10 protein-coding genes are annotated in these 12,628 nt (G+C 40.0%); 5 read left to right on the top strand and 5 right to left on the bottom strand.

All coding sequences use genetic code 11. The features are described from left to right. A partial coding sequence (locus JZO85_RS20230; RefSeq protein ID WP_242550470.1) for a Cof-type HAD-IIB family hydrolase occupies positions 1-819 on the top strand: 819 nt, incomplete at its 5' end. Positions 820-883: 64 nt separating this feature from the next. On the opposite strand, the gene JZO85_RS20225 is transcribed toward JZO85_RS20230, so the two are convergent. Then, entirely contained in the window at positions 884-2,212 is a 1,329-nt protein-coding gene (locus JZO85_RS20225) for a citrate/2-methylcitrate synthase (protein ID WP_429958600.1), read from the bottom strand. A 186-nt stretch (positions 2,213-2,398) separates the two neighbouring features. Between JZO85_RS20225 and acnA the strand changes: the two genes are divergently transcribed. Both acnA and icd read left to right on the top strand, forming a co-directional pair. Beyond that, positions 2,399-5,050: an aconitate hydratase AcnA gene (gene acnA / locus JZO85_RS20220; protein ID WP_207110324.1), complete on the top strand. Its 2,652-nt coding sequence runs from the start codon at positions 2,399-2,401 to the stop codon at positions 5,048-5,050. Further along, on the top strand, positions 5,050-6,285 hold the full coding sequence (gene icd / locus JZO85_RS20215) for an NADP-dependent isocitrate dehydrogenase (RefSeq protein WP_207110323.1): 1,236 nt from the start codon (positions 5,050-5,052) through the stop codon (positions 6,283-6,285). Before acnA ends, icd begins: the two co-directional genes overlap by 1 nt. A gap of 291 nt (positions 6,286-6,576) precedes the next feature. Here the strand turns inward: icd and JZO85_RS20210 are convergent, their stop codons facing one another. Beyond that, positions 6,577-6,804 carry a hypothetical protein gene (locus tag JZO85_RS20210; RefSeq protein WP_207110322.1) on the bottom strand — a complete coding sequence of 76 codons (228 nt, stop codon included), beginning with the start codon at positions 6,802-6,804 and terminating at the stop codon, positions 6,577-6,579. Between the two features lie 117 nt (positions 6,805-6,921). Further along, on the bottom strand, positions 6,922-7,398 hold the full coding sequence (locus JZO85_RS20205) for a GAF domain-containing protein (RefSeq protein ID WP_207110321.1): 477 nt from the start codon (positions 7,396-7,398) through the stop codon (positions 6,922-6,924). Between the two features lie 343 nt (positions 7,399-7,741). Between JZO85_RS20205 and JZO85_RS20200 the strand changes: the two genes are divergently transcribed. Together JZO85_RS20200 and JZO85_RS20195 are read left to right on the top strand one after the other, a co-directional pair. Continuing rightward, positions 7,742-9,151: a peptidoglycan DD-metalloendopeptidase family protein gene (locus tag JZO85_RS20200; RefSeq protein WP_207110320.1), complete on the top strand. Its 1,410-nt coding sequence runs from the start codon at positions 7,742-7,744 to the stop codon at positions 9,149-9,151. 90 nt (positions 9,152-9,241) lie between these two features. Next, positions 9,242-9,952 carry a DNA alkylation repair protein gene (locus JZO85_RS20195; RefSeq protein ID WP_207110319.1) on the top strand — a complete coding sequence of 237 codons (711 nt, stop codon included), beginning with the start codon at positions 9,242-9,244 and terminating at the stop codon, positions 9,950-9,952. A gap of 94 nt (positions 9,953-10,046) precedes the next feature. Here the strand turns inward: JZO85_RS20195 and budA are convergent, their stop codons facing one another. After that, complete coding sequence (gene budA / locus JZO85_RS20190; RefSeq protein ID WP_207110318.1) at positions 10,047-10,760, bottom strand: acetolactate decarboxylase; 714 nt, start codon at positions 10,758-10,760, stop codon at positions 10,047-10,049. 90 nt (positions 10,761-10,850) lie between these two features. After that, positions 10,851-12,503 (bottom strand): acetolactate synthase AlsS, encoded by a 1,653-nt coding sequence (gene alsS / locus JZO85_RS20185; RefSeq protein WP_207110317.1) that lies wholly within the window; start codon positions 12,501-12,503, stop codon positions 10,851-10,853. Between the last annotated feature and the right edge of the window lie 125 nt (positions 12,504-12,628).

Genomic DNA, 12,628 nt, shown 5'->3' with positions numbered 1-12,628 from the left:
TTAAATATACAAGGTGAGTTTATGAATGATTATCGCGTAGCTTTTTTTGATATTGATGGAACGTTAGTGGACAATCAACTCCCACACCATTTGCCTTTTTTAGACCGAATTCCAGAATCTGCCAAACAGGCTTTAAAACAATTAAAAGAAAACAATATTGAACCAGTGATTGCCTCAGGTCGTCATCATCGAATAATTGATGAGTTTGCATCAACACTAGGTGTCGACAGCATTATCTCTTCCAATGGCAACTGTGTTCATTATCGCGGTGAGATGATCCACCAAACTACCATGTCGCCAATTCTAGTAAAAGAACTGCTGGACCATCTGCGTGAACGTCAGATTGAATGCTTGATCGAAACTCCGCAGAACTTATTTTGTTTCGAATCAAACAAATATATGGGGCAACAAATCGTGAAAGATAATATCCTAAAGGAGGAGGATCCTCTACCTGAAAATATTGTACAGCTACTGGTACCTTGGAACGAGACCATTGATTATCAATTAGATCCAGATTCAATTTTAGTGGCGGAAAAGGTTGCTCCAGTTGCAGCTAGTATTCATTTAAGGACCGGAACCAAAGCTGCTGGCGTCCAAAAAATTTGTAATACGATGAATGTTTCGCTAGATCAAGCCTTGGCTTTTGGCGATGAAGAGAATGATTTTACGATGTTTGAGACCGTTGGCTTTCCCGTAGCGATGGGAAATGCGACACCCGCATTGAAGGAAAAAGCTTCGCACATAACGAGTGCTGTGTCTGATGATGGTATTTGGAAAGCTTGTATTGAATTAGGTTTAATCATTAATAAAAGGGACTGAGACATTTAGTTGTCTCGTCCCTTTTTTTTCGAATAAACCAACATTTGATAAAATTATAGAAGCATTAAGAACGATCACTGATCTCTTGATAGTCACGATCTTCTGAAACCTCCATGTAAGCTGGTCGAATTATTTTTTGCACATTGATTAATTCTTCAATGCGATGAGCAGACCATCCTACGATTCGCGCAATAGCAAACATTGGCGTGTATAGTTCCTGAGGTAAATCTAACATGTGATAAACAAAACCACTGAAGAAATCAATATTTGCACTGACACCTTTGTAAACCTTGCGTCTTTCTGAAATGATTTCTGGAGCCAAACGCTCTACCTTGCGATATAAATTGAACTCCGCTGAAGCTTCCGACCCTTTTTCCATTGCTAATTTTTCAACATAACGCTTAAATATTTCAGCCCGCGGATCAGATTCCGCATAAATGGCATGTCCCATACCATAAATCAAACCTTGTTTATCAAAGGCTTCCTTGTTCAAGATTTTTTCTAAGTACTCTCGAATCTCGTTCTCGTCTTCACAATCGCTGACATTCGCCTTCAAATCTTCCATCATCTGTGTGACCTTGATGTTTGCCCCGCCATGCTTAGGTCCTTTCAAAGAGCCTAATGCTGCTGCAATAGTTGAATAAGTATCTGTACCGCTAGAAGTAACAACTCTGGTCGTGAAGGTCGAATTATTTCCTCCGCCATGCTCCATATGTAAAACTAACGCCATATCTAATGTCTGTGCTTCTTGGAAAGTATATTTTTTATCTGGGCGCAGCATCGTCAGGATTGCTTCTGCAGTACTCAAGTTTTCATCAGGGCGATGAATGTACATGCTGTCACCTTTAGTGTAATGATTGTACGCATGGTAGGAATAGACTGCGATCATTGGGAAAATAGCAATCAGGGATAAACTTTGATCTAACACATTCTCAATACTGATATCATCGGGCTTTTGATCATAACATCCCAATGTCAGGACGCTTCGAGCGATCATATTCATGATATTGTGTGATGGTGCCTTCATAATAACATCACGTACAAAGTTAGTAGGCAGCGTTCGTCTTTTACCAATCAATGTTCGAAATTCCGCTAGCTCAGCTTGGGTGGGCAAGGTACCAAACAATAACAAATAACTGACTTCTTCAAACCCTAAACGTTCTTCTGAAACAAAACCATTTACTAATTCGTTAATATCAATTCCACGATAACGCAGCTCTCCATACTTGGAAACAACCTTGTCGCCATCCATAATTTGCGGATGAATCGTAGAAATATTGGTCAAACCAGCTAAAACACCCTTGCCATCCAGATCGCGTAAACCCTTTTTCACATTATGTTTCCTATATAAAGAAGCCTCTAAATAGTCCTCTTTTCGGCATACCTCAGCCATTTGGTTCAAATCTAACATCTCTGTGTCCTCCTATCTATTTTTATTTTACAATCGGGTTAAGAAACATTATAACACCATTGGCGTAAAATGAAATAGTTTTAATAATTTCATTTACTTTCTTTTTTTTTATTCGTATAATGAACCCATCTGATTTTAAACGATAACGTATTTAGGAGGGATTTTGTATTGGACTGGAAAAAAGAGCTTTTTGTCAATGACGAACATTATACATACTTTGATCTTTCATCAATTGCTGATACGTACCAAAAAAAAATCGCTGACTATCCATTCAGCATTCGCGTACTACTGGAAAGTTTGGCGCGTCACCAAGAAATAACTGATTTAGAAAATCTGATTGCCTTTGATGCAAAGCAGCCGTCTGGCGTAGTACCCTTTCGACCATCACGGGTTGTTCTCCAAGATTTTACCGGAGTTCCAGCAGTAGTCGATCTTGCCGCTATGCGGGATGCTGTAGTAAAACTTGGCGGGGACCCTCGATTAATCAATCCTGAGATTCCCGTTACTTTAATCGTCGATCATTCTGTTCAAGTTGATTGCGCGGGTACTAAAGAGAGTCTAGCCTACAACACCGAAAAAGAATTCGAACGAAATCACGAACGCTATCAATTTCTTAAATGGGCGCAGCAAGCCTTTGACAATTTTGAGGTTGTGCCGCCTGAAACAGGAATTATCCATCAGGTCAATCTTGAGTATTTGTCGGACGTCATCCTCAAAAATGATGAAAACCTGCTTTTCCCTGATTCATTGGAAGGAACTGATTCTCATACTACAATGATCAACGGATTAGGCGTACTTGGTTGGGGTGTCGGCGGGATTGAAGCTGAAGCTGCGATCTTAGGAGAAGCGTCCTATTTCCCTACCCCTGAAGTTATCGGCGTGGAATTGACTGGAACGTTGAGCCCAGGCGCAACGGCAACAGACTTAGCACTTTATTTGACTGAACTTTTACGCAATGAAAAAGTTGTTGGAAAATTTGTGGAATATTTTGGGACTGGCTATAAAACCTTGAGCCTTTCCGATCGTGCAACGATTGCAAATATGGCCCCTGAATATGGTGCGACTTGCGGCTTCTGTCCGATCGACGAAGAGACACTAAATTACCTTCGTTTAACAGGACGTTCTGAGGAACAGGTCAAGCTAGTCGAAGCTTATGCAAAACAAAATAAACTATTTTATGATAGCAGCGAGGCACCAACATATACACGCGTGATTAAATTGGACCTATCAACTGTACACTCATCTGTTGCTGGTCCGAAGCGTCCGCAAGATCGAATTCCATTAGCTGATGTATCAGACAATTTTGAAGCTTCTTTGACAAATCCAAGCGGACCAAAAGGCTTTGGTTTAAAACCAGAGGAGTTTGGCCGAAAAGAAACGATTCAAGGAACAGATACTTCCATTGAAACGGGTGACTTGGCTTTAGCCGCCATCACAAGCTGTACAAATACCAGTAACCCATCCGTGATGGTTGCTGCTGGTCTCTTGGCTAAAAAGGCAGTAGAAATAGGTCTAAAAGTCCCTGATACCATTAAAACTTCTTTGGCGCCAGGCTCAAAAATCGTGACGCAATATTTGGAAAAAGGCAATTTATTAGAACCTTTAGCGAAACTAGGCTTTGATATTGTGGGCTATGGTTGTACTACCTGTATCGGAAACTCCGGTCCATTAGAGCCAGAAATCGAAACTACCTTGAAGGAAAGCGAATTAGTCGTTTCCGCAGTTCTATCAGGTAACCGAAATTTTGAAGGCCGTATCCACCCGTTGATTAAGGCAAATTACTTGGCTTCACCACCTTTAGTGATCGCATACGCCTTAGCTGGGACAGTCAAAAAAGATTTAACAAAAGAGGCTCTTGCAGAAATCAATGGTAAAGAAATTTATTTGTCAGACTTATGGCCTTCTCAAGAAGAAGTAAATGATTATATCAATAATTTTTTAAATCCTGAAGATTTCCGTGAGGCTTATAAAAATGTTTATCACTCCAATGAGCGATGGAACAAGATCGAAACCTCTGAAGGAGATTGCTACGATTGGGATGATGCTTCAACATATATTGCAAACCCGCCATTCTTCACAAACCTTGGTCAAACAGGAAATGAAGAAAACCCGTTGGCAAACTTACAGGTCCTAGCTAAATTTGGTGATACTGTAACAACTGACCACATCTCCCCAGCAGGCAACATCGGACTTCAGTCGCCAGCAGGTAACTATTTAAAGGAGTGTGGGTTAGCTTATAAAGATTTCAACTCCTTTGGTTCTAGACGAGGCAATCATGAAGTGATGATGCGCGGAACTTTCGGAAATATTCGGATTCAAAACCAATTAACACCTGAAATAACCGGCGGCTATACAAAACTAGCCACTACTGGTGAAGAATTGTCGATATATGATGCCGCAATGCATTACCAAAAAGAAAATATCGGTACTATTATTCTTGCAGGAAAAGATTATGGGATGGGATCATCGCGTGACTGGGCGGCCAAAGGGACGAATCTCTTAGGTGTCAAGGCAGTCTTGGCAGAAAGCTATGAGCGGATTCATCGCAGTAATCTAGTTATGATGGGCGTTATTCCATTTGAATACTTGCCAGGTGAAACAGCTGATACGCTTGGCTTGACTGGCTTAGAGAGCTACAGCTTCAGCTTTCCTGCTGAACCAGGAATCAATGAAATCATCCATGTAACGGCTAAAGGTGAAAAAGATATCCATTTCCAAGCAAAATTGCGCTTTGATTCTGAAGCCGATATTGCCTATTGGAAAAATCAAGGAATTCTGCCTTTGGTCATCAATAAAAAAATACAAAAGGAGCACGCCTAATGACAAACACATTTAATCCAGTCATTCCCTATATTGAAGGTGATGGTATCGGCCCAGAAATCTGGCAGGCGACCAAAAAAGTGGTTGATGCGGCTGTCTCCTCAGCATATCAGAGTGAAAGAAAGATTGATTGGTTAGAAATTCTAGCTGGTGAAAAAGCCTTTAATCAAACTGGGACTTGGCTTCCCGACGAAACCCTAGAGGCGATCAGAAAGCATAAAATTGCTATCAAAGGGCCATTGACTACACCAATTGGTGAAGGCTTTCGCTCATTGAATGTCACATTGCGTCAAGAGTTGGATCTCTATGCTTGTGTTCGACCCGTTCGTTACTTTGAAGGAGTCCCCTCTCCTCTAAAAGAACCAGAAAAAACAGATATGACCATTTTCCGCGAAAATACAGAAGATGTTTATGCTGGGATCGAATTTGCTAATGGCTCCAAGGAAGTTGCACAGCTTTTAAACTTCTTGACAGATCAGCTATCCGTCACCAAAGTACGATTCCCAGATACAAGTGCTTTGGGGATCAAGCCGATTTCTCAAGAAGGCAGTGAACGCTTGATTGCTGCAGCCATAGACTTCGCTATTGCACAAGGCAAAACACGTGTGACATTGATCCATAAAGGAAACATTATGAAATTTACTGAGGGCGGCTTCAAAAATTGGGGATATGATTATATTGAAAGTACTTACACTGAAGCCTTTACGATGAATCAATACAAGAAAATTGCCGCCGATTCAACGGTTGAAAAAGCAGATGCGGCATTAGCTGAAGCCAGAGCCGCAGGAAAAATTATCGTTGACGATGTGATTGCAGATAATTTTCTACAGCAGATTCTTCTGTACCCAGAAAAATATCAAGTCGTTGCTACAACGAATCTAAACGGTGATTATATTTCTGATGCCTTAGCAGCTCAAGTCGGTGGTATCGGTATTTCACCTGGAGCAAATATCAATTATAAAACTGGACATGCTATTTTCGAAGCGACTCATGGAACTGCTCCTGACATTGCTGGCAAGGGTTGGGCAAATCCATGTTCGTTACTCCTTTCAGCAGTCATGATGCTCGATCATCTTGGATGGTCCGAAGCTAGTCGAAAAGTTACGAAGGCTATCGAACAGGCCCTTCAAAATAATCAAGTGACTCATGATTTCGCCCAAATGCTTGATATCAAAGAACTTTCGACGGCGGGATTCGCTGATTATTTAATTGAGTCTATCCAAAAGGAACAATGAAACACAAAAATAAAGCATGGCAGAATTTGCTGTCATGCTTTATTTTTACGTTTGCTCTGTCAATTTTAGATAACGACTTCAAATAAACTATTTTTTTAATCAATCATAAAAATAAAGGCTAGGTTATTTAATAATCGCTGCTTAATACTCCTGAGTCTCCAGCCTTGCGAACCTGCAGCAAGTTTGAAGCTGGACGCAAATTAACACTACCAGCAAGAACTATATACGCTCATTAAACAAAGATCACTCAGAAAAGAATTCTGAGTGATCTTACTAAACAGGACGGTCCTTTTAACTAAAGAAACATTCCTTAGAAATAATTCCTGCTATTTCACTATATTTGATTAAAACTTGACCATTTACCTGATCGATCTTATCCGCATCTAATCCATAAAACCGCTCAACATTTACGATACAACCATTACTTTCTTTACGGATTACCTCTCCAATGATTGGCCGAGCAAAATCAGTTTTACGGCACTCATAGCTTTCCCCTACAATAATCGCTTCTTTATTCATTCAACCACCTCATTAATGTTTTATACTACACTTATATAGTAGCATTAAGCGGATTAAAAAACCACATTAAGAGTGTTATTTATTAAATAAGCGTGTTTTTAAGCAACATCCGTAATTTTATCCAATGTTTTCCATTAATAATGACACATATTTCTCTAAGTAGAATTGATCAATCTGATCATACATACCGATTTCTGAACTATCAAGGTCTAATACACCGATAAGCTGATCCCCTTTTTTCATAGGGACGACAATTTCTGATCGAGCAGCTGAATCACAGGCAATATAATTTTTGTGTTCCAATACATTTTCAACAATCAGTGTTTGATTTTTCTCAGCTGCTTCTCCACAAACACCTTTTCCCATCGCGATATGAACGCAGGAAACATTCCCTTGAAATGGACCCAAGATCAATTCTTCATTTTTGAAAAGATAATAGCCAGCGAACACCGTATCCTGCAAGGTTTGATTTAATAATGCCGATGAATTTGCCAAATTTGCGATTAAATCTGATTCACCTTCCAATAGTGCTTTTTGTTGCAAAAGTAATAGTTTGTATGCTTCTTCTTTAGCTTCTGGATTATTCCAACTCATAAAAACTCCTCCAATGTATACTGATATCAATAAAAGTTCATATATTTAAGTGTACTTTTCTCCTCATCTTTGGATTATGAAGAAAACCAACAACTTTTGGTTTATTCTACCCCAAGTCTGAGAATAACTCCATTGATTAAAAATAATTTTATTAAGCCAAAATCTACGCTCCATTTCAACAAAGACGCCGTTTGTCAAGTGATTAATTGCTTATTTTTGCTCTTTAAATATTTCATTATCATTACAAACTATACGGTTAGATAAAAATTCAAATACTTTACAGTTTTTATTCATCTCTTCTTATATAATTGAATCCGAAAGATGAAAAAAGCGAGGGAATCCATTGATTAAGTTGAAAAAATATACGGCACTAACTTTGTGTGCCCTAACATTGACCGCTACCCCAATAAGCGCATTGGCAGACGAGTACGATCAAAAGATTGCCGATCAAGATAAAAAAATCTCTGAATTGCAGCAAACTGAACAATCTGCAGAGGACCAAAAAGCAGAAGTGGAAGAACAAGTTGCTGCTGTAGAAAAAGAAGTAAATGATGTTTTAAAAGAGAAAACAAATGAAGAAAAGAAAATGAGCGATTTAACCGCGAAAATTGGCGTTCTTCAAGAAAAAATCAAAAAACGCGAAGAACAGATTCGTAACCAAGCTCGCGATGTGCAAACAAACCATGATTCTGCTTCTATCGTTGATGTCGTGATCAACTCTAAATCACTTGGCGAAGCTGTGAAGAAAACCATGGCTGTCTCTACTATCCTAACAGCTAGTAAAAACATCATGGAACAACAGACAAAAGATAAAGCAGAACTTGAAAAGCTTGAAAAAGAAGCGGAACAACGCTTAGCAGTCATTAACAAGAAGACTGAAGAATTAAAGGCAAAACAAGATCAATTAGTCCAAACAAAATTAGATCAACAAGTGAAGATCAATGAGATCCAAGCAAGCATTGCGACTGAAAAAGGTCAAAAAGAGAAATATGAAAAACAAAAAGAAGACGCTGAGAAAAAACGTCAAGAAGCTTTGAAAGCTCTAGAAGAGCAAAGAAAGAAAGAAGAAGAAGCTCGTTCAAAAGCGCAGGCTGAAGCTGAGAAGCAAGCGAAGAAGGCTGCTGAAGAAGCACAAAAAGCGGCTGAAGAGGCTGAAAAACAAGCGGCTGAAGCTGAAACTGCGAAGCAAAAGCAAGAAGCAGAAATCGCTCAGCTTGAAGCACAGCAACAAGAACAACAAGCAAAACAACAACAAGAGCAAGCACAAACCGTTACAGATACAAGTGCTAGTCAAGTAACAACAAATCCGACTGCTCCAGCGGCAACTGAATCAAAACCTGCTGTTAACAGCAGCGGCTGGGCTTCACCTTTGTCTATCGGGTTAGTAGTGACAAGTCCATTTGGCCCTCGTCAAGATCCAACAGGTGCTTCTGGCACGCAACATGACGGTATTGATTTTGCTGGTTCAGCTGGTACGCCAATCTTGGCTTCTAAAGGCGGAAAAGTTGTTGAAGCTGGCTTCCATTGGTCAGCTGGAAACCATGTGATCATCCAGCATTCAGATGGGTACTATTCATATTATATGCACATGGTCTCTGCACCAAGTGTCGGTGTAGGTTCGGATGTCAGTGCAGGTCAAGTACTAGGCGGCATGGGAACAACTGGTAATTCAACAGGTGTTCACTTACACTTTGGTGTATCTACTGCATTGTGGTCTGGTTTCGTTAACCCTGCCCCACTATTAGGAATTTAAAAAAACGACTCAAAAGAGCAAAACAGTCATCAGAATATCTGATTATTGTTTTGCTCTTTTTAAGTTGATTAAAGGAAAAGGATACTTATCATGACAATTGACGAAATTATACTTTTTTTAAAGGCGTCTTCTTCGGAAAAATTTAAAAAGAATATCATTAAGCTGGGAATTCCTGATGAATATACAATTGGCGTGCCCACCTCTGATTTAAGAAAGTTCGCCAAAAAAATTCCTCGAGAGAAAGATTTTCTAATGAGTTTGTGGAAAACCAACTATCATGAATGTAAGATACTTACTGTGTTAGCACTTAAACCCAAGGAGTGTTCGGAAGATGATATCCACTATATTATGGATGGCATTGTATCATGGGATCTCTGTGATTTATTTTGTAAAAATATTTTGATCAAGCAGGATGATTTCGATCACTTCATACAAAGATGGATTGATTCTGATAAATTATTTTATAAACGTGCGGCCTTTACTCTAATTGCGAGTACCTCAACCCATGCCGCCCTAACAACAGAGAAAATTACGGACTATTTGACGCTTATTGAACTTCATTCAGATGATGATCAGCTCTTGGTAAAAAAGGCGGCGTCTTGGGCCTTAAGAGAACTAGGCAAAACTAATGAAGCCGCAAAGGAAGCGGCGATAAAAACTGCGAAAAGCATGCAAACACAGGAATCAAAAGCAGCGCAATGGATCGCTAAAGATGCGCTAAAGGAGCTGCCCCTTTTGGTTCAAGCGCCTGGACGCTCACGTCTTATCTCTTCCAAATCTAAAATGGGAAAAAACGTTTAAAAAGTTTTTCTTGAAAATACTTTACAAAGCAAAAGCCGAAGAGCCGTATACTTTAAAAAATGATAGTAATACGGTTCTTCGACTTAATTTATTTTTACTCAGCTTCTTCGATGTCTTTAGCAATTTCCTCTAATTTAATTTCATTTTCTAAGTAATCAGCGTTCTCAGTTGGAAAATGCTGACGAAATTCTGCCAGCTCCATTAGTTTAACTTCCCCTTCCGCTAATTCAAAGTCTAAAACATGACCGCCGAACTTGCGATCATCACTGATAAAGTGCAAATGAAAGCCTGCCGCCGCGGCCCCGTGAAATAATCCCGGGGTAAAGAAACCCACGATCGTTCCGGTAATATCATCTGCTGCAAATTCAGGCTGATTCCGAGCGATCTCCACAAAACGTGGATAAGGCTTCACTTGTTTTGGTGCTACACGCACATGCATGCGTTTGAATGTGCCTTCTATTTTAACAGCCGCAAATAAATTGTGACTGATTCTTTCTAAAATAGCTGATTTTACAGTATCATCAGAAACAGCACTTAAAGAAAACTGATCGTCTGCTTCAAAATTTGTCACTGCCGCATAAGGCGTCATTTCACTACCAGATAATTGATTGATATTTCCTTGCTCATCTGCGTGATAGATGACACCATCTAAGAAGATAACTTCTCCATTCGATCCTTCCAACGTGCCTAGTCCAAAATCACCATAATTTGATAGGGTACCGATTTTTTCTGTGCCATCCATTAAATCCTGCATTAATCCCCCAAGCGTTCCATGCTGGTAGATATAACTTCTTGTCTTCACTGTCATTAGTAGTCCCTCCTGCTTCAGTTTTATCCATAAAGCATTGGTATCGTCAGCTAAAAAAGCTGGAATAACAACGTATCGATCAGATCCATCTTAATAGAATTGATCCGGTAAGATCGTCTTGCCTAGTTCTTTGTTATCAGAGTAATTGATTGGAATATCGATGATCACAGGTCCATCGGTTGCCAGCCCTTCGTGAATGGCTGCTTCTAATTCACTTTTTGATGTTGCACGCAATCCTTTCGCGCCAAAGGCTTCTGCATATTTCACGAAATCAACTGGGCCAAAATGAACGCCTGACGAGCGGTCATACTTCATTTCTTCTTGAAACTCAACCATGTTATAGCTGCCGTCATTCCAAATCAAGTGAATGATTTTTTGCTTCAAGCGGACAGCCGTTTCTAATTCTTGTCCTGAGAATAAAAAGCCGCCATCTCCAGAAATAGAAAAAATTTGAGTATTTGGTCTTACCAATGCCGATGAGATCGCCCATGGTAAAGCAACTCCTAAAGTTTGCATCCCATTACTAAATAATAAATGACGAGGTTCATAGCTGCGGAAGTGACGAGCCATCCAGATATAGTGGCTGCCGACATCGACAGTTACTGTCATTTCGTCTGTGACATTTTTTTGCAAAGTATCGATCACCTCTAACGGGTGTACACGTCCTTCAACCGTTTCACTTTTTTGCTTTCCATTTGTTAGTTTTTCTTGCAGTGTTGATAAATAGTGTTCCGCATCTGCTGATAATTGATACGTAACGATTGCTTCACTCAGTTTTTCAATCGTTTTAGCGATACTGCCGATCAACTCCGCTTCTGGCTGCATGTATTGATCAATTTCCATTGGCACTTCATCAATGACCACAATACGCGCATCCTTTTCAGCATTCCAGTTTCGTGCTTCATACTCAATTGGATCGTAGCCGATTGCTAAAACTAAATCACTGCGCTTCAACAGCATGTCTCCTGGTTGATTACGGAATAAACCGACCCGACCAAAGAAATGGTTTTCTAATTCGCGAGAAATGATTCCTGCCCCCTGGAAGGTTTCTACTACAGGCAATCCTGTTTTCTCAACTAATTTGCGAATCGCAGCTGTCTCCTTTTTACCAGAAGCACGCATTCCAACTAATAATGTTGGCAATTTTGCCTCGTTGATTCGTTTTACTAGATCAGCAATATCTTCATCAGAGGCAGAGCCTAGAATCGGTGCAGATAATGGTTTGATTGCTTCGCCATTAACAGCTCCGTCAGTCACGTCTTGGGGAATCGACAAAAAGCTTGCGCCCTTTTTAGCTGTCTTAGCAATACGATACGCATTCGCGATGCTTTCAGACAATATTTCTGGATCTTGAATTTCAGAGCTATATTTTGTGATTGGCGCGAACAACGCCGCATTATCCATGCTTTGATGGGTCAATTTGGAAAGATCGGAACGCTTCACCTGTCCTGCTAAAGCTAAAACAGGATCTCCCTCGGCTGTTGCAGTAACTAAGCCAGTTGCCAAGTTGCTTGCTCCAGGCCCGCTCGTTGCGATCACAACGCCTGGTTCTCCAGTCAAACGACCGATAGCCTGTGCCATAAAAGCCGCATTTTGCTCGTGACGAGCCAAGATTAATTGTGGCCCGTGATCTTCTAATGTATCGAACACACCATCGATCTTAGCACCAGGAATGCCAAAGACAAACGGTACATTATGATTTTCTAAACTATTAACAATGATTTCTGAACCTTTAACGCTCACTGTATTACATCTCCTTAAAATCTGTATCACTTACATTTGACAATATAGCACCATTACGTTAATTTATCAACAATGAAACATCAATGATAATTGTTTTATCAAAAAACAGTAACCCATCCACCCGT

The organism is Candidatus Enterococcus murrayae (assembly GCF_017315985.1).
GTDB classification, from domain to species: Bacteria; Bacillota; Bacilli; order Lactobacillales; family Enterococcaceae; genus Enterococcus_A; species Enterococcus_A murrayae.
This window is presented reverse-complemented; position numbering and strand designations above follow the sequence as displayed.